The following is a 22,597-nucleotide window of genomic DNA, read 5'->3' as shown; positions in this document are numbered from 1 at the left end:
CTGGGCTGATCGCCCCGAGCAAGGAGGTCTGAAGATGGACACCAACATCGTCGGCGTGGGTGTGGGCGTCAGCGACCGTTTCCGGTCGGTGGTCGAGGAGAAGGTGGCACGGATCGAGCACCTCGCTCCCCGTGCGCAGTCCCTCGACGTCAAGGTGACGCACCGTGCGTACCGCAATGGGCGCATTCCCGATGACACGGTCGAACTCACGCTCGTCGGCAAGGGCCCCGTGGTCCGCGCCGAGGCCACCGACGGCGACAAGTTCGTCGCCCTCGATCTCGCGATCGACAAGCTCTGCGAGCAGCTGCGACGTGCGAAGGACAAGCGCGTCGACGCGCGCAACCACCCGCGCGGCGCCCACTTCGAGAAGGGGAGCGGGTCGCTCGAGGGCATCGACGTGCAGCCCGCCTCGGTCGAGATGATCCGCGCCGTCGCCACCGGCGAGGTTCCCGTCGTGGGCGACGGCGAGCCGGAGGAGGACTACACCCCGGTCGTCATCCGGGTGAAGAAGTTCGGCGCAGAATGGATGACCGTCGAGGAGGCCGTCGATCGCATGGAGCTCGTCGGCCACGACTTCTTCCTCTTCATCGATGCGCGCACGGATCATCCGAGCGTCGTCTACCGCCGCAAGGGCTGGGACTACGGAGTGATCTCCCTCGAGGCCGCCGCGCCCCCGCAGGAGGCCCTCGCCTCCTGACACCGGAGCACGCAGGATGCCGGGGACGCCGACCGGGTCGGCTCCCCGGCATCCTGCGTATGCGCGCCTGGTTCGCCGCTGGCGGGGGCCTGTCAACCGTCGAAGATGTCGCCCAGGAGCCCGCCGATGACGAGTCCGCCCAGCACGCCGCCCATCATGTCCCCCATGCCGCCGCCGCGTCCGCCTCGGCCCCCGCCCCAGCCCCCGGGACCGTTCATGCCGTCCGGACGGGAGGAGTCGATGTCGCGCTGCGCGAGGTGGAGCGCCTCGCTCGCGAGCGCACCGGCGCGGCGCGCCATCGCGAGCGCCGGTTCGCGGGAGTCCTCTTCGTCCGGGAGCCGGTCGATGTCGGCGCGCACCCGTTCCGCCTCCGCCAGACGCGTGCGGGCGTCGGCGCCGATCCACCCGCGGTGGCCCGCGATGACGCTGCGCGCGACCGAGAGTTGCCTGTCGGAGTCGTCGATCGCGTGACGGACGTGGGCGATGTCCGGCAGCGGCCGCGCCGCCCGTTCGCGTGCCTTGTCGACAGCGGCGTCGAGCGCCGCGTTCGCTTCCCGCAGCCGGGAGAGGTCGTCGAAAGGGTCGGTCTTCGCGCCGCTCGCGGGCAGCGCGCCGAGGGCGCGCTCGAGCGCGCCGACCGCCGCCTGCACGGCGGGCGTCTGGGGCGCGGTGCGCGCGGCGACGATGTCCCCCCGCGAGTCGTCGATCACCTCGGCCAGGGTGGACTCGGCGCGCAGCGCCTCGATCTCCCACCCGTCCACGGCATCCAGCAGCGTCTCCGCCCGGCGCACGGCCTCGGTTGCGGCCTCGAGCGCGACGTGCGCCTGTTCGCGCTGCCCCGCCTCGCGACGCCTCGTGGACACGTCGGCGCTGTGCTCGGCGAAGGCCAGGAGCTGGTCGGCCTCGCCGGGGTTCGCGGAGATCTGACGCAGGGCGGCGTCGGAGTAGCGAGCCGAGAGCCGGACGACGGCGTCCCGCGCGGGCTCGACCCGCTCGCGCAGCCGGCGCGCGTCGCGGCGCACCCGCTCGAGGATCTCGGGAGCGCGCCGCACCTTCTCGATCGTCTCCGACAGTGCGCCCAGGCGCTCCTCCAACAGCTCCTCGGCCCACTCGCTCAGCTGGATGATCCGTGCGCTGCGCATGCGCACCTCGTCGGGGGTGTCGGGGATCTCGTCGTGGTTCAGCTGGTGCAGGTGGAACGCCTCGCTCAGGTGCGTGCGCACCGCCTCGAGTGCGGCGCGGAGGTCGCCGGTGGCGCCTTCGCCGAGCTCGGCGCGCGCGAAGTCCAACTCGTCGGCGGTCAATCGCACCCGCTCGTCGGCGGCGACCAGGGCGGCACCCGCCCGGCGGGCCAGGTCCGCGTCTGCGGCGTCCTGCTCGGCCTGCTGCTCGCGCTTCCTCTTGCCCCAGAATCCGGCCATACCCTCGATCCTAATTCGCCGCGTCGGACAGAGCCTTGGGGGGACGTCCGCGGCGGGGACGGTCGGATGCGCCGGACAGGGGGAAGGCCGCATACGGGCCCTTCGTCAGCTGCGCCTCGACGCTGTCGAGCCACGCCAGATCCGCCCGCGCACGCGAATCGCGCCGGGAGGCAGACAGTCGTGAGGGGATGTCTGCGGCGTCGTCGGCATCGGTGAGTCCTCGCTCGATCCGCTCGAGGTCGCGCATCAGCCGCGCACGGTGGCGGCGGATCAGCGTGTCCACGTCCGCGCCGGGCAGGGTGGCGGCGAGCGTGACCTGAGTGGCGAGGTCGTCGCGGGCGCCGGACCCCGGGGAGTCGGCACTGCGCAGCCAGGCGCGCGCCTGCTCGCGCCCGTCGGGGGTGATCTCGTAGTGGACGTGCCCGTGCTCGTCGGCGCCGCCCTTGACGACGAGCCCGTCGCGCTCGAGGCGCTCGAGCGTCGTGTACACCTGACCCACGTTCAGGGCTGGGCCCGACCCCGTGCGGCGCTCGAATTCGGCGCGGAGCTGATAGCCGTAGCAGGGGCCCTGGTCGAGGATGGCGAGCAGGCTCTGCCTGACGGACATGCGCGGGCCTCCCGGGTCGGTGCCGGAAAAACGATTCCGGGTATGCACTTCGATTCTAGGAGCATGCGCACAAGCGCGTAACCTCGGGGAGTGACCGCCGCCCCTTACATCGTCGCGACCGACGGGGCACGCGTGGGCGGACGAACGCGCCGTCCGGGCGTCCGAGCATGCGGCGCGGGGCGTCGCGAGCGCCTGGTCGTCGAGGGGCCCGCACCCGCGGCTCGACGTCTCCGCGGCGCCCGCGAACGGCCGCTGACCACGGGGGAGTTCGCCGGCCCGTCGCTGAATATGACGGGAATGTTCACGCGTCGTTACCCAGCAGTAGGAAACATGCCGGTAACATTCCGGGCATGTCGAACCCGATCGGCAATATCCGAATCGCGGAATACGGTCGCCCGAGCCACCGCCTGGTGCATCTCAGTGACACCCATCTCCGCGCCGACGGCGACCGTCTCTACGGCACGATCGATGCCGGGGACAGGCTCGCGCGGGCGCTCGCGCAGCTCGAGGCATCCGATGCCCGCCCCGACGCGCTGATCTTCACCGGCGACCTCGCCGACTACGGCCAGGCGGCCGCCTACGACGATCTCCGCGCGATCGTCGAGCCCGTGGCCGCTCGTCTGCAGGCGCCCGTCATCTGGGCCATGGGCAACCATGACGACCGCGCGACGTTCCGCGCGAGGCTCTGCGACGACGGTGCCGCGGCGACGGCCCCGGTCGACACGGTGCACGAGATCGACGGGCTGCGGGTCATCGTGCTCGACACGACCGTGCCCGGGCACCATCACGGGGAGCTGCGGGACGAGCAGCTCGAGTGGCTCGCGCTCGAACTGGTCGTTCCCGCGCCCCACGGCACCGTTCTCGTGATGCACCACCCGCCGGTGCCGTGCGTGCTCGACCTCGCCGTGACGGTCGAGTTGCGCGCGCAGCCACGGCTGGCGCACGTGCTCCGGGGGAGTGATGTGCGCACGATCCTCGCCGGCCACCTGCACTATTCGACCTCGGCGAGCTTCGCGGGCATCCCCGTCTCCGTCGCCTCCGCGACGTGCTACACGCAGGATCTCGGCGTGCCGGCCGGCGGCACGCGGCCGTGGGATGCCGCGCAGTCCTTCAACCTCGTCCACGTCTACGACGAGACGATCGTGCACTCGGTCGTCCCCGTGGCGGAATCCCCCGCGCTGGCCTACGTGGACGCGACCGAGACCGAGCGGCGCCTGGCGGATGCGGGCGTCGTCATCCCGGAATCAGCGCACCGGGAACCGCGAGAGGCGCAGCCCCCGACGATGCCTCTCCGCCTCGTCCGCTGACGGGCTCGGCACGCTCCCACGGCGCGCGCACCGGGAAGTATGCCTCCAGCGTCTCGCGGAGCACCCGCTCGCGGACATCCTCGTCGACCTCGGGAGTGCTCCCGTCATTGAGGCAGAACATGTCGACGTCGCGCCGGGCGAGCAGCTTCTGCATCTGGATGAGGCCGGGCTGCAGGGTCGTCTGGATGTACCTGGTGCGCGGCTCCGTCGTCGCGATCGCCCGGCCCGTGCAGAGCGCGTAGTAGTGGTACAGCGAGTTCGTCACCGAGATGTCCGTGGCGGAGCGGAACGTGGCCGCGGCCGTGCGGGAGAAGTCGTCCGCGAACGTCTCCTCCATCTCGTACATGACGCTGCGCCGAAGCGGCGCGGCACAGTGCTCCAGGTCGCGGGTGATCGTGCGCCCGAACCGCTCCTCGAGTAGGGCGCGGTTGACCCGCGCCGCGTTGTCGTGGCCGCTGCGGTGGGGGGCCGGACCGCCGACGCCGATGCGCACGCCGGACTCGACGAAGCGGGACACGCCGCCCGGCGTGAAGAACAGCTCGGGGCGCACCGCCCGACCGAAGAACATGTCGTCGTTGGCATAGAGGAAGTGCTCCGCGAGGCCCTCGATGCGGTGCAGCTGCGCCTCGACGGCGTGCGAGTTGTGCGTGGGCAGCGCGCCGGGGTCCTTGAAGAACTCCTCGCTGCGCACGATCGTCACCTTCGGGTGCTCCGCGAGCCACCAGGGAGCGGGGCTGTCGGTCGCGATGAAGATGCGGCGGATCCAGGGCGCGTACATGTGGACGCTGCGCAGGGCGTAGCGGATCTCGTCGACGTGCCGGTATCGCGCCGCGTGGTCGTCGCCGTCGCCGACGACGTAGCGGCTCATGCGCCGTGCGCGCTCGCGCTGGAACTCGCTGGAGGAGCCGTCGACCCAGGAGAAGACGAGGTCCACGTCCTCCGTGAACTCACCCGCACCGGGGGTGAACATCCCCTCGAGGGTGCGCCAGGTGCGCCCGTACCGGCGCACGCTCGTCACGGTCACGTCGTCGACCGCGATGATGCGGCGGGTGAGTGCGTTGGCGTGCGGTGCCGTGATCACCCCGCCCTGCGTGCGCCACAGCTCGAGGCGGATGCCGGTGGTGTGCCCGAGCGTGAAGGTGCCGTTGGGGTGCACCCGCGGGCGGTAGAGGGTCGCGGCATCCCTGTGCCCGAACGCGCGGCGGGCATCTCCCTGGAGGGGGAGTTCGACGCCCCCTCGGCGCCGTGCGGCCCAGGGCTCGGCGGCGGCGGCGGCGGTCAGCGCCTCGAACGCCCGCGCACGATCGCGTCGATCGATCGCGAGGCCGGGCCGGCCGTTCGCACGGCGGAGGAGCCAGTGGGTCACTCCGGCGAGATCGAGGATCTCGGCCACGCGCAGCAGATCGTCCGTCTGGGCCTGCTCCGGTGTCGTCTCGGCGACCAGATGGGGGATGCCTCCCACCAGCGTCGTCGGCGCGGCATCCGCCACGCCCCGGTCCGATACCGTCGTGATGCCCGTCGTCGGCAGACCTGTCTGCGCCATTCAAGCCCCGTCCCGCTCCGATGACCTTCATCGAGACCGCAGAGAATTGTACGTCCTCCCCCGTGTCGCGCGTGTTGCGGACCCCGCGGAGATCCCCCGCGTCATCCAGGGCGATCCCAGGTCACGGGTCGGTAACATGAGAGGGATGTGCCAGTCGCACGGCGGCTCGCCGTGCCGACGCCCGAACGGATGGAGATCTCCCCGTGGCCAATCCCCTCGAGAAACTGCTGCGTGCCGGTGAGGGCCGTGTGCTCAAGAGGCTCCAGCAGGTCGTCAAAGCCGTGGCCGCCCTCGAGGAGGACTATGCGCAGCTGACCGACGAGGAACTGCGCGGGGAGACCGCGGAGCTGCGCGCCCGGTACGCGGCGGGGGAGACGCTCGATCAGCTGATGCCCGAGGCCTTCGCCGCGGTGCGCGAGGCGGCCAAGCGCACGCTCGGGATGCGCCCGTACGACGTGCAGATCATGGGCGGTGCGGCCCTTCATCTCGGCAACATCGCCGAGATGAAGACCGGTGAGGGCAAGACCCTCGTGGCGACCCTTCCCGCGTATCTGAATGCGATCGCCGGCGAGGGCGTGCACGTCATCACCGTCAACGACTTCCTCGCGACGTATCAGTCCGAGCTGATGGGGCGCGTCTTCCGTGCGCTCGGCATGACCACGGGCGTCATCGTCGCGGGGCAGACCCCCGCGCAGCGCCGCGAGCAGTACGCCGCCGACATCACCTACGGCACGAACAACGAGTTCGGCTTCGACTACCTGCGCGACAACATGGCCTGGCGCAAGGAGGACCTCGTCCAGCGCGGACACTTCTTCGCGATCGTCGACGAGGTCGACTCGATCCTCATCGACGAGGCGCGCACGCCGCTCATCATCTCGGGTCCCTCCTCCGGCGAGGCCAACCGCTGGTTCACCGAATTCGCGAAGATCGCCCGCACGCTCGAGGTCGGAGTCGACTACGAGGTCGATGAGAAGAAGCGCACGATCGGCGTCCTGGAGCCCGGCATCGAGAAGATCGAGGACTACCTCGGCATCGACAATCTGTACGAATCCGCCAACACGCCCCTGATCTCGTTCCTCAACAACTCGATCAAGGCGACGGCGCTGTTCAAGCGCGACGCCGACTACGTCGTCATCAACGACGAGGTCATGATCGTCGACGAGCACACCGGTCGCATCCTCGCCGGGCGTCGCTACAACGAGGGCATCCACCAGGCGATCGAGGCGAAGGAGGGGGTTCCGGTCAAGGCGGAGAACCAGACCCTCGCCACCGTCACGCTGCAGAACTACTTCCGCCTCTACGACAAGCTCTCGGGCATGACGGGAACCGCGGAGACCGAGGCCGCCGAGTTCATGTCGACCTACAAGCTCGGCGTCGTCCCGATCCCCACCAACCGGCCGATGGTGCGCAAGGATCAGCCGGACCTCGTCTACAAGAACGAGCAGGCCAAGTTCGTGCAGGTCGTGGAGGACATCGCGCGCCGCCACGAGGAGGGACAGCCGGTCCTCGTCGGGACGGTGAGCGTGGAGAAGAGCGAGTACCTCTCCCGCATGCTCGCCAAGAAGGGCATCAAGCACGAGGTACTCAACGCCAAGAACCACGCCCGTGAGGCCGAGATCGTCGCCCGCGCCGGTCGGCTCGGCGCCGTCACCGTGGCGACGAACATGGCGGGACGCGGCACCGACATCATGCTGGGCGGAAACGCCGAGTTCCTTGCGGTGCAGGAGATGAAGGCGCGCGGACTCGACCCCGTGGAGACGCCGGAGGAGTACGAGGCCGCCTGGGACGAGGTGTTCGAGGGCACCCGGGCGACGGTCGCCGAGGAGGCCGAGAAGGTCGTCGCGGTCGGGGGCCTGTACGTCCTGGGCACCGAGCGGCACGAGTCCCGACGGATCGACAACCAGCTCCGCGGCCGATCCGGCCGTCAGGGCGATCCCGGCGAGAGCCGCTTCTACCTGTCCCTCACCGACGACCTCATGCGCCTGTTCCAGTCGGGCGCGGCCGAGGCGATCCTCGCGCGGGCGAATTTCCCCGACGATGTCGCGATCGAGTCCTCGATGGTGAGCCGCGCGATCAAGAGCGCCCAGTCCCAGGTCGAGTCCCGCAACGCCGAGACGCGCAAGAACGTCCTGAAGTACGACGATGTGCTCAACCGGCAGCGCGAGGCGATCTACTCCGACCGGCGCCACATCCTCGCGGGGGATGACATCGCCGATCGCGTGCAGCACTTCATCGAGGACGCCGTCACGGCGGTCATCGCGGAGCACACGGGGTCGGGTCACAGCGAGGGCTGGGATTTCGACGCGCTGTGGACCGAGCTGAAGACGATGTACCCCGTCGGCGTCACGATCGAGGAGGTCGTCGCCGAGGCGGGTGCCAAGGGCCGCATCACGACGGACGGGCTCACCCGCGAGCTCGTCTCCGACGCGAAGATCGCCTACGCCGCCCGTGAGGAGACCCTGGGCGCCGAGGCGATGCGCGAACTGGAGCGACGCGTCGTGCTCCAGGTGCTGGACCGCCGCTGGCGCGACCACCTCTACGAGATGGACTACCTGAAGGACGGCATCGGCCTGCGGGCGATGGCCCAGCGCGACCCGCTCATCGAGTACCAGCGCGAGGGCTTCCAGATGTTCCAGTCGATGATGGGGCAGATCAAGGAGGAGTCGGTCGGCTACCTCTTCAACCTCGAGGTCGAGGTGCGTCGTGCCGGCGAGGGCGAGCAGGCGCACGCCGAGGTCGAGGCGAAGGGCCTGTCCGAGGGCCCCGGCGATCAGAAGCTCGAGTTCTCCGCGCCGAACGACGCCGGCGAGATCGAGGTGCGCAACGAGCGCGGACAGGTGCAGCAGGCGGCCACCGCCAAGCTGCAGCGCGCCGCGGCGGCGCGGGCTCAGGGCCAGGACGCCCCGGCGCCCGCGGCCGCCGCGCGGGGCGCGTTCGGTCAGCCCACGGATGGCGCGGGGGCCGCGCCGGGCAACCGCGCCGAGCGCCGCGCGGCGTCGAAGAAGAAGTAGAGCGGCGACACAGCGCAGGCCAGCCGGCGGCGGGTGGACTCATGCAGCCGCCGGTATCCTGAGCCGATGAGCAGCCTCCGTCCCCTCGATCAGTCCTCGAAGCTGAAGAACGTCCTCTACGAGATCCGCGGCAACGCCCTCGTCGAGGCCGCACGGCTCGAGGCCGAGGGGCACACGGTGCTCAAGCTCAACACCGGCAACCCGGCGACCTTCGGGTTCGAGGCGCCGTACCAGATCGTCCGCGACATGATCGCCGCGATCCCCACCGCGCACGGCTACAGCGAGAGCCGCGGCATCCTGTCGGCGCGGCGCGCCGTCGTCTATCGGTACGAGGAGGAGGCGGGCTTCCCGCGCGTCGACCCCGACGACGTCTTCCTCGGCAACGGCGTCTCCGAGCTGATCACGATGACGATGCAGGCGCTTCTCGACGAGGGCGACGAGGTGCTGATCCCCGCGCCGGACTATCCGCTGTGGACCGCCATGACGAGCCTCGCCGGCGGTACGCCCGTCCACTACGTGTGCGACGAGTTGCACGAGTGGCAACCCGACCTCGAGGACATCCGGGCGAAGATCACCCCGCGCACGAAAGCGATCGTCGTGATCAACCCCAACAACCCGACGGGCGCCGTCTACTCCCGTGAGGTGCTGGAGGGCATCGTCCAGATCGCGCGCGAGCACTCGCTGCTGCTTCTGTCCGATGAGATCTACGACCGCATCCTGTTCGACGACGCCCAGCACATCCCGCTCGCGAGCGTCGCGCCCGATCTGCTGTGCCTGACGTTCAACGGGTTGTCGAAGACCTATCGTGTGGCCGGATACCGTTCCGGGTGGCTCGTCATCACGGGCCCGAAGCGGCATGCCGCGGGCTTCCTGGAGGGCATCAATCTGCTCGCGTCGACCCGGCTGTGCCCGAACGTCCCCGCGCAGCACGCCGTGCAGGCGGCCCTGTCCGGTGTGCAGTCGATCGATTCCCTCATCGCGCCCACGGGGCGGCTGCACGAGCAGCGCGACGTCGCCTGGGAGGGCCTGGAGGCGATTCCCGGGGTGTCCTGCGTCAAGCCGCGCGGTGCGCTCTACGCGTTCCCGCGACTGGATCCCGACGTGTACGAGATACCCGACGACGCGAAGTTCGTCTACGATTTCCTCGTCGCGGAGCGTGTGCTGCTCGTGCAGGGGACGGGCTTCAACTGGCCGACCACCGATCACCTGCGCATCGTCACGCTGCCGGAGTCCCGCGTGCTCGCCGACGCCATCGAACGGCTGGGCAACTTCCTCGCGTCCTACCGCCCCTGAGGCGCGCGGGCGCGGTGCCGCGTCAGAGCAGCGCGAGCGAGGCGGCGCGCCAGCGGCCGTCCATGCCTTCCAGGCGGATGGCGATGGCCCGCGTCCGATGCGGTCCCGCGATGACGACGACCGCCTCGACGACGCCGTCGGCGGGACTCATCTGGCGTAGCGCGAGGATCGTGTGATGCGGCCGCGCAGCGCGCACACCCCGCGCGCTGCGGGCGCGGGCGGCGAGGTTGCTGCGGATCACGAGCTTTCGGTATGCGTCCTCGGCGAGCCACCGGGCGAACTGATCCGCTTCCCGCGCCCCGGCGAGCACCTCCAGCACGCCGCGGGCGAGATTGAGCAGGAGCGGTTCCGGATCCGGCAGCGCCGAGCTGGGCGTGCGCTGCCGCGAGAAGTAGTCGTCGGCGATGTGGGCGTGGCGGGGTTCGGCTGCTGTGCCGGAAGCGGACGCGACCATGCTGGCCAATCTGTCAAGGGACCGGGTGGAGTCGAGTAGAACATAGGGCGCCCCGCCGCGGGAGGGCCGAGTCATTGCTGTGGATAACTCGGGAGTGGCCGATGATTCTGCCTTAGAGTCGCGGTGTGCGCTGGGATCGCCTGTTCGAGGACCTCGAGGACCAGCTCGCCGCGGACGCGGAGGCCGAGCGCGTCGCTCTCGACGCGGAGGCCGAGCGACTACGGGTCGCTCGCCTGACGCTGCGCGAGCGGCTGCGGGCGATGGCCGGCGGCGAGGCGGCGTCCGTCGCGGTCGAGGTTACGGAGGACACCACCGTGCGCGGGGAGATCCGCGCGGTGGGAGCGGATTTCATCGCTCTCCGCGTCGACGGATCCCGTGTCTTCGCGCTCATCCCGGTGCCGGCGGTCCGATCCGTGACGATGCCGGTGGAGACGATGCGAGCGGGAGCTGGATCGCCGGCCCCCTCACCGGTCGCCGAGCGCCTGACGCTCGGCTTCGTGCTGCGCGACGTGTCGCGCCGGCGCCTGGGCGTGAGCATCGACACCGCCGCGGGGACGGTCGTGACCGGAACGATCGATCGGGTCGGTGCCGATCATCTGGACATCGCGTTGCACGATGCCGGGATACCTCGGCGTCCCAGCGAGGTGAGGGGCGTACGGGTACTTCCGTTCGCGTCGGTCGCGTGCGTGCGGTGGAGCGGAATGCACACTCCGAGCATGCTGTGAGGGTGCGGCTGCTACTCGGGGCGGGTGGATCCGCCCGGGTTCCACACCTCGGGGAAGCTCGCGGCCTGCGACTGCTGCCACAGATGCATCTGCCGGGCCTCTTCGACCTGGTCGTCGATGTACCCCCGCAGGCTCTCCTCCTCGATGCGCCACTTCGCGGGTGAGCCGAGGCGGGCGCCGCGAAGCCGACCTTCGTGGACGAGGTCGAGCACCTCGTCGACGGAGATGCTGAGGAGCTCGGCCACCTGGGAGGGGGCGAGGTAACGCACGCCGAAGGGGGGGCTTTCGGACATGCTGACATTATGGCCCCCGCCGACGACGCTCGGGCGCGCTTTGCTGTGGATAATCCAGAACGATCTCCCGCGCGATGGTCCACGATGGGGCGGGAGGTCGCGGGGAGAGGTTCCCGAGACCGCTTCTGGGGGAGCCAATGGATGCCGAACACTCGGTGCGCGCCCGGCCACGCGTCTTCTGGTCGGACGCCCGATTCTTCGTCGGGCTGGGTCTTGTGGTCCTGTCGGTGGCGGGGGTGTGGGCCACGATCGCCGCGGCGCGGACGACGACTCCGGTGCTGGCCGCGTCACGGACGATCGTCGCCGGCGAGCGGATCGCAGAGGCGGACCTGCGGGTCGTTGACGTCTCGCTCGGCGTCGCTTCGGACCGCTACCTCGCGGGTGGCGAGCTGGGGCCCGGCGCGGTGGCGGCGAGGACCATTCCGCGGGGCGAGCTGATCGCGACCGAGGCGGTGACGGATGCCGCGGCATCCGCCACCGCCTCGGTCGTCGTCACGACATCGACGAAGGTGCCCGCATCCGTCGGTGCGGGCGGCGTCGTCGAGCTGTGGTCCGCACCGCCGCTCGAGGACGGCGGATTCGGCACGCCCGCCATCCTCGTGCCGGACGCGACGGTCGTGCGGGTCGACGCCGACCAGGGCGTGCTCGCGTCTGCGGGCGCCAGCACCGAACTGGTCATCCCGCGAGCCGACGTCGCGGCCGTGCTCGCGGCGGTCTCGTCCGGCGCTGCGCTGTCGGTCGTGCCCTCGGGCGTGCCCGGATGAGCGCTCGCGTCGCGGTGGCCGTCGGCGCACCGCACGACGGCGTGCTCGCCGAGGCCCTTCACCGCGCGGGCCTCGAGGCCGTCGCGATGCTCGATCCGCTCGCGCTGTCCGCGGGGGCCGTCGTCGGGCCGGGCGATCCGCGCGGTGCGGCCGCCCCGGCGCTGCTTCAGGGCGCCGACACCGTCATCGTGTGGGCTCATCGGTCCGTGCTCACGCGGGAGCTGGTGACCCTTTGCGATCGGGGCGGAGCCCGGATCGTCGCGGTCGGCTCCGGTGCCGACGCCGATCGGCTCGCGGCGGCGTTCGGGCTCGACGAGCCGGTGGATCCGGGCGACGCCGACGCGGTCGTCCAGGCGGTGCGCCGCTTCGCGCCCGACCCCCTCTTCGCTCCGGTGACCGCCCTGGGGCGCGACGTTTCAGACCCTCGGGGTTCCGTGATCGTCGTGTGGGGGCCCGAGGGCGCCCCGGGGCGCTCAACGCTCGCTGCCGCGCTCTCGTTCGAGCTCGCGCGCGGCGCCGGGGTGACGGCGCTCGTCGACGCCGACACGCGGGCGCCCTCGCAGGCGCTCGCGCTCGGGCTGCCCGACGAGGGACCCGGCTTCGCCGCAGCCTGCCGCCACGCAGAGGCGGGCGATCTGGATGCGGGAGAGCTTCTACGCATCAGCATCCCCGTGCAGCACCGCGACGCGCAGGTCGATGTGCTGTGCGGCATCAATCGGCCCGCTCGCTGGCCGGAGCTGTCGGCCTCGCGGGTCGCGGCGGCGCTCGAGGAGTGCCGGCGCTGGGCGCGGTTCACCGTCGTGGATGTCGCGCCCTCGCTGGAGGAGGACGACGAGATCACCTCGGACCTCGAGGGACCCCGCCGCAACGCCGCGACGCTGGCGGCGCTGCGCGCGGCCGATGTCGTCGTGGCCGTGTGCGCCGCCGAACCGGTGGGCGTGGCCCGTTTCCTGCGCGCACACGCGGACCTGCGTCAGGTCGTGGGACCCGTGCCCGTGCTGATCGCCGTGAACCGCCTGCGCCCGGGCGGACTCGGCTTCGACGGGCGAGGACAGGTCCGGCGCGCGCTCGCGAGGTTCGCGGGGGTGGACCGGGTCTGGTTCCTTCCCGAGGATCCGCGCGCGACGGACGCGGCGGTGCTGCAGGCGCGCCCGCTCGCCGAGGTCGCGCCGCGCTCCCCGCTCGTCACGGGCGTCCGGCGGCTGGTCGGCGAGGGCGTGATGGCCGAGATCGGCGGCGAGCCCGCGGCGGGCGTGCGCGACGAGCACGCGAGCGGACGCGGTCCACGGCGCGTCCGCCGGCGCACGGCGTAGGGGAGCGGCGCCGCCCCGTGCGGCAGCGGATGCGGTCTCCGGGTGCGCCTAGATATCCCAGGGTCGTAGGTTGTCAAGCGGCGAGGGTGTGGCGGTGTGCCCAGGCGATGGTTTCGTCGTAGCGGGTGTGGTGGCGGAGGCAGCCGTCGAGGATCCCGACGAGCCGGTTCGAGAGGGCTCGTAGCGCAGCGTGGTGGGTGTTTCCCGCGGCGCGGTGGGCGTCGTAGAACGCTCGAGCGCCGGGTGACGTGCTGAGTGCGCAGAACGCCTGTTGGTGCATGGTGTCTGCGAGGCGTCTGTTGCGGGCGTAGCGGGCGAGCACGACCCGTCGGGTGCCGGACGCGCGGGTGATGGGGCTGGTGCCGGCGTAGTTCCGGCGCGCTTTCGCGTCGGCGAAGCGGTCGGGGTCGTCTCCGAACTCGGCGAGCACCCTCGCGCCGATCGCGGTGACCCCGGCGCCGTAGGCGGCCGCGACTGGTCCGGACAGTTCGAGCTGCTCGGACCGGAGAGCGGTGAGGATCTCGATCGCGCGGTGTTCGAGGTTGCGTCGCCGTCCCGCCCGGCGCAGCACTGAGACCAGCCGGGTCCGGGTCAGTGCCCGTCCGGCGGCCGGGGTCGGCGCGGCGGCGAGGACGGCGAGGGCGTCTCGTCCGGCGAGGTCGTCGCTGAACGCGGTCAACGCGGCAGGGTAGAACTCTCGCAGCATCGACCGCAGCTGATTGGCCTGCCGCTGCTTCGACCAGATCATCGTCTGATGGGTCCGCGCCAGCACCTTCACGGCCTCGGCGAGGTCGCTGTCGCCGGTCGCGGGCCGGTGATGATCACGGTCGGTGCGGACGATCTCCGCGAGCACGTGCGCATCCCCGGGGTCGCTCTTCGCGCCCGACGTCGAGTGCCGCTGACGGTACCGGGCCGACTGCTGCGGGTTGATCGGATACACCGAGTACCCGGCCGCGATCAGAGCCTGCACCCACCCGCCCCGATCCGTCTCGATCCCCACGAACACCACGCTCGGATCGTCGGCGTCGTCGAGATGATCCGCGATCAGCGCGTGCAACCGCGCCAACCCCGTCACCCCCTCCGGCAGTCGACGCCGAACCAGCACTGCGCCCTGCTCGTCCTGCAGTTCGATGTCGTGGTGGGCTTCCGCCCAGTCATCACCGAGGAACAACATCGTCCCCGCTCCCTTCGCGAACCTGATCATTGCTCGTCCCGGAGAAAGCTCGCAGCGTCCTAATGGTTCAGTGCTCGAAGCACGTCATCCCAGCAGCCATCACGGCCTCCTCACCAACCAGCGAGGGCACGATCTAGGCCTAGACCTCATGACGGCGTCAGGCTGGAGGAGTGCTCACTCGCTGGTGGACTCGGACACCACACTGGCCCCCCGGGCCACGCGATGCACCCCCATTAGGCTGGGGGAGTGTCGACGCTCACCGATCTCGTCTACGCCCAGGCGCTCTCCAGCGATGCCGACGTGGAATGGCTGCACCGCCTTGCGGGCGACGGCCAGCTGCTGGCCGACCTCGCTTTCGCCGACATCGTCGTCTGGGTCCCTACGCCCGACGACTCGTTCGTCGCCGTCGCCCACACCCGACCGTCCGGCGCCGCCACGCTCTTCTACCGCGACATCGTCGGCGACCGGGTGCGGCCCCAGTGGGCGACCCAGGTGCGTGAGGCATTCCGCACCGCCGCGATCGTCGACTCGGCGTCGCCCGACTGGTTCGAGGAGACCCCCACGCGGGTGCGCGCCGTGCCGATCGTGCGCGACGACCGCCGCGAGGGGAGCGAGCCGACCGTGGTGGGGGTGCTCACCCGCCACACGAACCTCGGGGAGGCGCGGGCGCCGAGCCGTCAGCAGATCACGTTCAACGACTGCGCAGACGACCTCTTCGGGATGATCGCCTCGGGGGACTTCCCCGATCTCTCGGCGCCGACCGGACCGCGGCGCGGCGCCCCGCGCGCGTCCGACGGACTCATCCGCCTCGACGTCAACGGCATCACCACCTTCGCGAGCCCGAACGCGCTCTCGGCGTGGGGGCGCCTGGGATTCGACGACGAGCTCGAAGGCGAATCGCTCAGCGAGGTGACCGCGAAGGTCCTGCCGACGAAGCAGACGATCGACGAGTCGCTCCCGCTCGTGGTGTCCGGCCGCGCCCCGTGGCGCTCCGACATCGAGGCGCGGGGAGTGGCCGTGTCGCTGCGGGCGATCCCGCTGCGGGCCCGCGGCGAGCGGATCGGCGCCATCATCCTCTGCCGCGATGTGACGGAGATCCGGCACCAGGAGCAGGAGCTGATCACCAAGGACGCGACGATCCGCGAGATCCACCACCGCGTCAAGAACAATCTGCAGACGGTGGCCTCGCTGCTGCGGATCCAGGCGCGTCGGACGCATTCCGAGGAGGCGCGTGACGCTCTCACGCAGGCCATGCGGCGCGTCTCCGCGATCGCCGTCGTGCACGACACCCTCTCCGAGGGGCTCGCCCAGTCCGTCGACTTCGACGAGGTGTTCGCTCGGGTCCTCAAGCTCGTGGCCGAGGTTGCCGCGGGTGCCGGCACCAGGGCGCAGACGCGCTCGATCGGCACGTTCGGCGAGCTGCCCAGCGAGTATGCGACGCCGCTGGCCCTCGCCCTGACCGAGCTCGTCACGAACGCCGTGGAGCACGGACTCGCGGGGCGCGAGGGTCAGGTCGAGATCGAGGCGATGCGCAGCACGTCACGCCTCAAGGTGAGCGTCCGGGACACCGGCTCGGGCCTTCCCGAGGGTCAGGTGGGTCGCGGTCTGGGCACGCAGATCGTGCGCACCCTCATCCAGGGCGAGCTGGGAGGGACGATCGACTGGCACACGCTGGTCGGCAGCGGAACCGAGGTCACGATCGACATCCCACTCCGGTGGATCGACCGCTCGCGGGCAGACACACGCCCCGTGCCTCTGGGTCACTGAGGCGACGGGGCGCGGGAGAGGTCAGGACGCGCGGCGGGCGCGGGCGGCGCGGCGCTTGAGGGCGCGGCGCTCGTCTTCGGAGAGTCCGCCCCACACGCCCGAGTCCTGACCGGACTCGAGAGCGTACTGCAGGCAGATCTCGGTCACGGTGCATCGGGCGCAGACGGCCTTCGCCTTTTCGATCTGGTCGACCGCAGGTCCGGTATTTCCGACGGGGAAGAACAGTTCCGGGTCGACCGTGAGGCAGGCGGCCTTGTCGCGCCAATCCATGCAGATGCTCCTTGTTGCAGTGGGGGGAATGAGCGAGTGCTCAGAGTTCGATTCGGGTCCGGTACCCTGGTGAGGTGCGAGCGACTGCTCGCCCCACGGCGCTGTGGGAGCACATGGCTTCCTCTATCGTCCCACAAGCGCGGCGGTGGGATCAAGAGTTCGACGTCACCATTGTGTGCAGGATGCTGCGTGTTCCCGGTCAGCGCTGGAGGAATCCTACAACCTGCTCCCCGGTGAGTGGGAGGGAAGCCGATCTATGCGCAAGGACCCCGTCACCGTCGCAGCAGCGGTCGTCGTGGCCGTCGAGGGCATCGCACTCGCGGCGACGGCCGTGTGGATGATCGCCGCGCTCGTGGCCGGGGGCGCGGGGGACGGCCCCAGCGCCTTGGCACTGATCCTGATGACCGCCGCCGGATCGGCGGCGCTCGTCGCGTTCGCGGTCGCGATCCTCGGGCGGCACGGGTGGGCGCGCTCGGGCGCGATCGTTGCGCAACTCCTCATCCTCGCCGTCGCACTCGGGGCCGCGACGGGGGCCTACGGCAGCCTCGCCACGGCGGTGGTTCTCGCGGCGCCCGCGATCCTCGCGCTCGCCCTCGTGATCGCCGCGGCTCGTGCCGCCGCCCGCCCGCGATCGGGTGACGCGGCACAGGAGTGACGGCGGGCGGTGCGGCAGCCCGTGACGTTCAGTCGTCCAGGCCGAGCGTCGCCCGCAGCCGCGCCACGTGGCCGGTGGCCTTGACGTTGTAGAGGACGTGCGTGAGCGTCCCCTCCTCGTCGACGACGAACGTCGAGCGCAGTACTCCCTCGACGGTCTTGCCGTAGTTGGTCTTCTCGCCCCAGGCGCCGTACGCGTCATGGACGGCGTGGTCGGGGTCGCTCAGGAGATCGAACGTGAGCGCGTCGTTGTCGCGGAACTCGCGCAGCTTCGCGGGTGTGTCCCGCGAGATGCCGAGCACCGTGTAGCCCGCGCCCTGAAGGGAGGAGAGGCTGTCGCGGAAGTCGCAGGCCTGCGTCGTGCATCCGGGCGTCATCGCGGCGGGATAGAAGTAGAGGATGACGCGGCGTCCGCGAAGACTCGACAGGGCGACCTCGCGTTCGTCCTGGTCGATCAGGGTGAAATCGGGTGCGGTCGTACCGGCTTCGAGTCTGGCGCTGTTCACCCCGTCAGCCTAGCGAGCGACGGACCGGTTCAGACCGATGTGCCGAACGTCGTCAGCAGGCGCTGGAGCGAATCCAGACGGGCGGCCGCCGTCGGCCCCAGACGGCCGGCGTGCAGGGCCTCCACGAGCGCGCAGTCGGGCGCGTCGGGGAGGTGGGTGCAGCCGCGGGGGCACTGCTCGGCGAGCTCTGCGAGGTCTGTGAACGCGCGCAGGATGTTCGCCGGGTCGATGTGGCCGAGCCCGAACGAGCGCACGCCCGGGGTGTCGATGACCCAGCCGTTGCCGGCGGGGGAGGTGTAGCGCAGGGACACCGTCGAGGACGAGGTGTGGCGTCCGCGTCCCGTCACCTGGTTGACATGGCCCGTGGCCCGCAGTGCAGAGGGCACGAGGGCGTTGACGAGGGTGGACTTGCCGACGCCCGAGTGCCCGACGAAGACGGTCGAGTGACCCACGAGCTCGGCACCGATGCGCTCGAGAGGCATCTCGCCGCGGGCGCTCGTGATGACTTCGAGGTCGAGCCCCTCGAAGTGGGACAGGAAGTCGGTCGGGTCGGCGAGGTCGGTCTTCGTGACGACGAGGAGCGGCCGGATGCCGGCGTCGAGCGCGGCGACCAGGTATCTGTCCACGAGGCGCGCCCGCGGTTCGGGGTCGGCCGCGGCCACCACCACCAGCATCTGATCGGCGTTGGCGACGATGACCCGTTCGACCTGGTCGGTGTCGTCGGCCGAGCGCCGCAGCAGGGTCCTGCGCTCCTCGATCCCGATGATGCGGGCGAGGGTGCCCTCGTCGCCCGTCGTGTCTCCCACGACTCGCGCGGCGTCCCCCGTGACGATCGGCTGCTTGCGCAGTTCGCGGGCCCGCGTGGCGATCACTTCGCGCTCGTCGGCGGTGTCCTCGTGCAGGAGGACGGCGTAGCGCCCGCGATCGACCCCCAGGACTCGGCCGATGACCGCGTCGTCGTGGCTCGGGCGTCGTTTGGTGCGCGGCCGGTTGCCCTTCGGATTGGGCCGGACCCGGACATCCGCCTCGTCGTATTCGGGCTCGTCGTCGTCCGCGTCGTCGTCCCACCAGGCGGCGCCGGTCATGCGCGAACCCGCACCGTCCCGGTCATGCGGTCGCGCCCTCCGAGAGCATCTGCCGCCACAGCTGTGCGAACTGGGGAAGGGTCTTCGCGGTCACCCCGATGTCGTCGATGACGACGTCGGGGACGGCGAGCCCGATGAGCGCGCCGGTCGTGGCCATGCGGTGGTCGTGATGAGAGCGCCACACGCCGCCGTGCAGGGGACGCGGGGTCACCCGGATGCCGTCCGGAAGCTCCTGCGCATCGCCGCCGAGGGCGTTGATGCCGTCCACCAGGGCACGGATGCGATCGGTCTCGTGCAGGCGGATGTGCCCGATTCCCGTGATCGTCGAGACGCCGTCGGCAAGCGCTGCCAGGCCGACGATGGTCGGCGCGAGCTCGCCGGCGGCGGAGAGGTCCACGTCGAAAGCGCGGACGCCGGAGCCCGTGAGCGTCAGCACCCCGCCGCGCCGATGCAGGCGCGCACCAGCGTCGTGGAGGATCTCGGTGAGCATGGCACCCGGCTGAGTGGAGTGGGCCGGCCACCCCGTCACCGACACGGTGCCGCCGGCGATCATCGCCGCCGCCAGGAACGGCGCGGCGTTGGAGAGATCGGGCTCGATCGCGACGTCCTTCGCTCGCAGGGGGCCCGCGGCGACCACCCATTCGTTCGGGGCCGGGCGCTCGACGCGCACGCCCCGGTGGGCGAGGCACTCGATCGTCATGTCGATGTGCGGGATGCTCGGCAGGCGCCGACCCGTGTGGATCAGGTGAAGGCCGACGTCGAAGCGCGCCGCCGACAGCAGCAGGCCCGACACGAACTGGCTGGAGCGGGAGGCGTCGAGATGCACTTCGCCGCCCCGCACGTGTCCGTGCCCCCGCACGGTGAACGGCAGGGACCAGTTGCCGCCGTCGTCCACGTCCACTCCGACCTCGCGCAGCGCGTGGATCATCTCGCCCATCGGGCGGTGGAGGGCGGTCTCGTGGGCGGTCATCCGCACGTCGCCGCGCGCGAACCCGGCGAGCGGGGCGACGAAGCGCATCACGGTGCCCGCCTGCCCGCAGTCGACCTCGGCACCGCCGCGGAACGACGCCGGCGGGGTCACGACGAGGTCCGGCCCGTAGGGACCGGTGTGCTCGCTCTCCTCGATCGTCACGCCGAGGGTGCGGAGCGCGTCGATCATCCGCGCGGAGTCCTGGGAGTGCAGGGGAGCGACAAGGGTGCTCGTCCCGTCGGCGAGCGCGGCGAGGACGAGCTCGCGCCCCGTCAGCGACTTCGAGCCGGGAAGCGTCAACTCTGCCCTCAACGGTCCATCCGCCTGCGGCGCACGCCAGGCGATGGCATCCCGCGCGACCACGGCACCGGGGTCGGGGTGCGGGGAATATCCGTCGTGTGTCATCAGGTTCTACCTTATCGAGCACACGAGAGGACGACATGATCCAGACACTGGAGCGCGGCCGCGAGGACGTCGCCAGCCTAGACTGGGTGGTCATGGACGACGAGCCCCGCGAGGACGCCGCGACGGGCGCCACCGCCCGCGATCAATTCGAGTCGCAGGCGCTTCCCTTCATGGACCAGCTCTACGGGGCCGCCATGCGGATGACGCGTAACCCGGCCGACGCCGCGGACCTCGTCCAGGAGACGTTCGTGAAGGCGTTCGGATCGTGGGCGAGTTTCCAGCAGGGCACGAACCTGAAGGCGTGGCTCTACCGCATCCTCACCAACACGTACATCAACACGTATCGGAAGAAGCAGCGCGAGCCCTACCAGGGCACGATCGACGATCTCGAGGACTGGCAGCTCGGCGGTGCCGAATCGACCACCGCGACGAGCAGCCGCTCGGCGGAGGCGGAGGCGATCGACCATATGCCCTCGTCGGCCGTGAAGGACGCCCTGCAGGCGATCCCCGAGGACTTCCGCCTCGCGGTGTACCTCGCGGACGTCGAGGGGTTCGCCTACCAGGAGATCGCCGACATCATGAAGACCCCGATCGGCACGGTCATGAGTCGCCTGCATCGTGGCAGGCGCATGCTGCGTGACCTGCTCGCCGATTATGCGAAGGAACGGGGCATCGCCCCCGCCGGCCCCAGGAGCGGAAAATGACGGACTGCGGATGTGAGAAGGCACGTCGCGACCTCGAGGAGTACCTGCGCGACGAGGTGTGCAAGACCGAGCACACGGACATCGCCGAGCATCTGGCGAAATGCCCCGCGTGCCGCGACGAGGCGCTCGTCGCGAAGACGCTCACGGAGGTCGTGGCGCGGGCGTGCCGCGAGACCGCGCCGGAGCAGCTCCGCGACCAGGTGCTCGCTCGTCTGCGCACCGCGCAGGCGCACCACTGATCACACGGTCTCGGGGGCCGCGGGGGGCGGCGGTGTCGGCCCGATAGCCTGGAACGATGCCTCAGCCCGACGCACGCACATTGCCCCTTGACGCCGAATCGCTCGCCGCGCTCGAGCGTCGCGGATTCGAGTACCGGCTCGTGGACTCCACCGATCCCGCGTCCGCCCGCGCGTACACCGAGGCCGAGAGCCGCGGCTTCCTCGGCGGCGAGAACACCGAGGAGGAGATCGCCGAGTTCCGCGAGGCGCTCGGCTACCGACGGTGGACGGGGGTGTTCGACGCCCCGGCGAGCGCGGGCGCGACGCCCGTGGCGACGATCAACTCCTGGGTCGGCGAGATGAGCGTGCCCGGCGCACGCACCGTCCCGTTCTGGGCCATCAGCGGCGTCACCGTCTCCGGCACCCGTCGCCGAAAGGGGATCGCCCGAGCGATGCTGGAGGGCGAGCTGCGCACGGCGGCGGCCGCCGGCATCCCCGTGGCCGGTCTGACCGTCTCGGAGGCCACGATCTACGGTCGCTACGGTTTCGCGCCGGCCGTCCGGGTCGCGAACTGGGAGATCGACACCCGGCGCGCCGGGTGGGCCGGGCCGGAGACGACCGGTCGATTGGACCACGTCGACCGCGAGAGCGCCGTGGCGGTGCTCGGAGAGGTCCACGAGCGGGTGCGACGCGCAACCCCCGGAGAGGTCGACGGCTGGGAGGGCCGCTGGCGCCAGTTCGCGGGCGTGGCGCGGGGGACCGAGCACGCCGGACGCATCCGCATCGTGGCCTACAGCGATGCGCAGGGCGAGCACCGCGGCGTCCTGGTGTACCGCATCACGGAGGACGACTCCGACTTCGCACGCAACACCCTGGACGTCCGGGTGCTGCTCGCCGAGACCCGTGAGGCCTACGCGGCGCTCTGGCGCTTCGTCGTCGAGCACGACCTCGTCCATCGCGTGCGGGCGCGTCTTCGGTCGGTGGATGAGCCGCTGCCCTGGCTGATGCGCGACGAACGCGGCCTGGAGGCGACGGTGCGCGATCACGGCTGGGTGCGCATCCTCGATGTGCCGACGGCGCTGCAGGCCCGTTCGTTCTCCGCGCCCGTCGATGTGGTGATCGCGGTGGAGGACCCGCTCGGCTTCGCCGACGGCGTGTGGCGGCTCTCGGTCGACGACTCGGGATCGGCGACGCTCACCCCGACCGACGAGAGCCCGCAGGCGACGCTGAGCGTCCGGGCGCTGGGCGCCGTCTACCTCGGTGGCGTGCGGCTGTCGACGCTGCGGTGGGCCGGTATGGTCGGCGGCTCCCCGGAGACCGTCGCCGCCCTCGACCGCGCCTTCGCTTCTCCCGTCGCTCCCTCGCTGGGCATCTGGTACTGACGACGAGGACGAAAGCGAAGAGGGGGGATGCCGC

At 71.0% G+C, this 22,597-nt stretch carries 22 protein-coding genes; 12 read left to right on the top strand and 10 right to left on the bottom strand.

Going from position 1 to position 22,597, the window contains the following annotated elements:
* The first annotated feature begins 34 nt into the window (after nucleotides 1-34).
* Nucleotides 35-697 (top strand): ribosome hibernation-promoting factor, HPF/YfiA family, encoded by a 663-nt coding sequence (gene hpf / locus RYJ27_RS08640; RefSeq protein WP_330169917.1) that lies wholly within the window; start codon nucleotides 35-37, stop codon nucleotides 695-697.
* Between the two features lie 92 nt (nucleotides 698-789).
* Here hpf and RYJ27_RS08635 read toward each other — a convergent pair whose 3' ends face one another.
* Nucleotides 790-2,118, bottom strand: a complete 1,329-nt coding sequence (locus RYJ27_RS08635) for a coiled-coil domain-containing protein (RefSeq protein WP_330169916.1) — start codon at nucleotides 2,116-2,118, stop codon at nucleotides 790-792.
* 10 nt (nucleotides 2,119-2,128) lie between these two features.
* A complete protein-coding gene (locus tag RYJ27_RS08630) occupies nucleotides 2,129-2,725 on the bottom strand; it encodes a PadR family transcriptional regulator (RefSeq protein ID WP_330169915.1) in 597 nt (198 codons plus the stop codon).
* 350 nt (nucleotides 2,726-3,075) lie between these two features.
* Between RYJ27_RS08630 and RYJ27_RS08625 the strand changes: the two genes are divergently transcribed.
* On the top strand, nucleotides 3,076-4,032 hold the full coding sequence (locus RYJ27_RS08625; RefSeq protein ID WP_330169914.1) for a phosphodiesterase: 957 nt from the start codon (nucleotides 3,076-3,078) through the stop codon (nucleotides 4,030-4,032).
* Here the strand turns inward: RYJ27_RS08625 and RYJ27_RS08620 are convergent.
* Nucleotides 3,959-5,575: a stealth family protein gene (locus RYJ27_RS08620; protein ID WP_330169913.1), complete on the bottom strand. Its 1,617-nt coding sequence runs from the start codon at nucleotides 5,573-5,575 to the stop codon at nucleotides 3,959-3,961. The genes RYJ27_RS08625 and RYJ27_RS08620 overlap by 74 nt on opposite strands.
* Before the next feature lie 203 nt (nucleotides 5,576-5,778).
* Between RYJ27_RS08620 and secA the strand changes: the two genes are divergently transcribed.
* Both secA and RYJ27_RS08610 read left to right on the top strand, forming a co-directional pair.
* Nucleotides 5,779-8,586, top strand: a complete 2,808-nt coding sequence (gene secA, locus RYJ27_RS08615; protein WP_330169912.1) for a preprotein translocase subunit SecA — start codon at nucleotides 5,779-5,781, stop codon at nucleotides 8,584-8,586.
* A 66-nt stretch (nucleotides 8,587-8,652) separates the two neighbouring features.
* Nucleotides 8,653-9,879, top strand: coding sequence for a pyridoxal phosphate-dependent aminotransferase (locus RYJ27_RS08610; protein ID WP_330169911.1), 1,227 nt, complete (start codon nucleotides 8,653-8,655; stop codon nucleotides 9,877-9,879).
* Nucleotides 9,880-9,901: 22 nt separating this feature from the next.
* On the opposite strand, the gene RYJ27_RS08605 is transcribed toward RYJ27_RS08610, so the two are convergent.
* The gene (locus RYJ27_RS08605) at nucleotides 9,902-10,333 is read right to left on the bottom strand and encodes an Rv3235 family protein (RefSeq protein ID WP_330169910.1); all 432 of its coding nucleotides are present in this window, start codon (nucleotides 10,331-10,333) and stop codon (nucleotides 9,902-9,904) included.
* A 125-nt stretch (nucleotides 10,334-10,458) separates the two neighbouring features.
* Between RYJ27_RS08605 and RYJ27_RS08600 the strand changes: the two genes are divergently transcribed.
* Nucleotides 10,459-11,058 (top strand): hypothetical protein, encoded by a 600-nt coding sequence (locus tag RYJ27_RS08600; protein WP_330169909.1) that lies wholly within the window; start codon nucleotides 10,459-10,461, stop codon nucleotides 11,056-11,058.
* 11 nt (nucleotides 11,059-11,069) lie between these two features.
* Here RYJ27_RS08600 and RYJ27_RS08595 read toward each other — a convergent pair whose 3' ends face one another.
* A complete protein-coding gene (locus RYJ27_RS08595; protein ID WP_330169908.1) occupies nucleotides 11,070-11,351 on the bottom strand; it encodes a helix-turn-helix domain-containing protein in 282 nt (93 codons plus the stop codon).
* A 137-nt stretch (nucleotides 11,352-11,488) separates the two neighbouring features.
* Between RYJ27_RS08595 and RYJ27_RS08590 the strand changes: the two genes are divergently transcribed.
* Nucleotides 11,489-12,115: an SAF domain-containing protein gene (locus tag RYJ27_RS08590; RefSeq protein ID WP_330169907.1), complete on the top strand. Its 627-nt coding sequence runs from the start codon at nucleotides 11,489-11,491 to the stop codon at nucleotides 12,113-12,115.
* Nucleotides 12,112-13,428, top strand: a complete 1,317-nt coding sequence (locus RYJ27_RS08585; RefSeq protein ID WP_330169906.1) for a CpaE/TadZ family protein — start codon at nucleotides 12,112-12,114, stop codon at nucleotides 13,426-13,428. The genes RYJ27_RS08590 and RYJ27_RS08585 overlap by 4 nt, the downstream gene beginning before the upstream one ends.
* Before the next feature lie 73 nt (nucleotides 13,429-13,501).
* Here the strand turns inward: RYJ27_RS08585 and RYJ27_RS08580 are convergent, their stop codons facing one another.
* The gene (locus tag RYJ27_RS08580) at nucleotides 13,502-14,602 is read right to left on the bottom strand and encodes an IS110 family transposase (protein WP_330172032.1); all 1,101 of its coding nucleotides are present in this window, start codon (nucleotides 14,600-14,602) and stop codon (nucleotides 13,502-13,504) included.
* 246 nt (nucleotides 14,603-14,848) lie between these two features.
* Between RYJ27_RS08580 and RYJ27_RS08575 the strand changes: the two genes are divergently transcribed.
* A complete protein-coding gene (locus RYJ27_RS08575) occupies nucleotides 14,849-16,369 on the top strand; it encodes a sensor histidine kinase (RefSeq protein WP_330169905.1) in 1,521 nt (506 codons plus the stop codon).
* A gap of 21 nt (nucleotides 16,370-16,390) precedes the next feature.
* Here the strand turns inward: RYJ27_RS08575 and RYJ27_RS08570 are convergent, their stop codons facing one another.
* Nucleotides 16,391-16,639 carry a WhiB family transcriptional regulator gene (locus tag RYJ27_RS08570; RefSeq protein WP_036295594.1) on the bottom strand — a complete coding sequence of 83 codons (249 nt, stop codon included), beginning with the start codon at nucleotides 16,637-16,639 and terminating at the stop codon, nucleotides 16,391-16,393.
* A gap of 256 nt (nucleotides 16,640-16,895) precedes the next feature.
* Here RYJ27_RS08570 and RYJ27_RS08565 point away from each other — a divergent pair, with 256 nt between their 5' ends.
* Complete coding sequence (locus tag RYJ27_RS08565; protein WP_330169904.1) at nucleotides 16,896-17,294, top strand: histidine kinase; 399 nt, start codon at nucleotides 16,896-16,898, stop codon at nucleotides 17,292-17,294.
* 28 nt (nucleotides 17,295-17,322) lie between these two features.
* Here the strand turns inward: RYJ27_RS08565 and bcp are convergent, their stop codons facing one another.
* From bcp to aroA, 3 genes are read right to left on the bottom strand one after another with little or no spacing between them, the layout of a single operon-like run.
* Complete coding sequence (bcp, locus tag RYJ27_RS08560) at nucleotides 17,323-17,799, bottom strand: thioredoxin-dependent thiol peroxidase (RefSeq protein WP_330169903.1); 477 nt, start codon at nucleotides 17,797-17,799, stop codon at nucleotides 17,323-17,325.
* Nucleotides 17,800-17,828: 29 nt separating this feature from the next.
* Nucleotides 17,829-18,884 carry a ribosome small subunit-dependent GTPase A gene (rsgA, locus tag RYJ27_RS08555; protein WP_330169902.1) on the bottom strand — a complete coding sequence of 352 codons (1,056 nt, stop codon included), beginning with the start codon at nucleotides 18,882-18,884 and terminating at the stop codon, nucleotides 17,829-17,831.
* 22 nt (nucleotides 18,885-18,906) lie between these two features.
* Complete coding sequence (aroA, locus tag RYJ27_RS08550; RefSeq protein WP_330169901.1) at nucleotides 18,907-20,259, bottom strand: 3-phosphoshikimate 1-carboxyvinyltransferase; 1,353 nt, start codon at nucleotides 20,257-20,259, stop codon at nucleotides 18,907-18,909.
* A 35-nt stretch (nucleotides 20,260-20,294) separates the two neighbouring features.
* On the opposite strand from aroA, the gene RYJ27_RS08545 reads away from it, so the two are divergent.
* From RYJ27_RS08545 to RYJ27_RS08535, 3 genes are read left to right on the top strand one after another with little or no spacing between them, the layout of a single operon-like run.
* Complete coding sequence (locus RYJ27_RS08545) at nucleotides 20,295-20,963, top strand: sigma-70 family RNA polymerase sigma factor (protein ID WP_422732825.1); 669 nt, start codon at nucleotides 20,295-20,297, stop codon at nucleotides 20,961-20,963.
* Entirely contained in the window at nucleotides 20,960-21,202 is a 243-nt protein-coding gene (locus RYJ27_RS08540; protein WP_330169900.1) for an anti-sigma factor family protein, read from the top strand. The genes RYJ27_RS08545 and RYJ27_RS08540 overlap by 4 nt, the downstream gene beginning before the upstream one ends.
* Nucleotides 21,203-21,258: 56 nt before the next feature.
* Nucleotides 21,259-22,563: a GNAT family N-acetyltransferase gene (locus tag RYJ27_RS08535; RefSeq protein WP_330169899.1), complete on the top strand. Its 1,305-nt coding sequence runs from the start codon at nucleotides 21,259-21,261 to the stop codon at nucleotides 22,561-22,563.
* Nucleotides 22,564-22,597: the final 34 nt, after the last annotated feature.

It is taken from the genome of Microbacterium limosum, from assembly GCF_036324365.1.
Lineage (GTDB): Bacteria > Actinomycetota > Actinomycetes > Actinomycetales > Microbacteriaceae > Microbacterium > Microbacterium limosum.
Note: the sequence above shows the minus strand (reverse complement) of the source record. Positions and strands in the feature narration are given on the sequence as shown.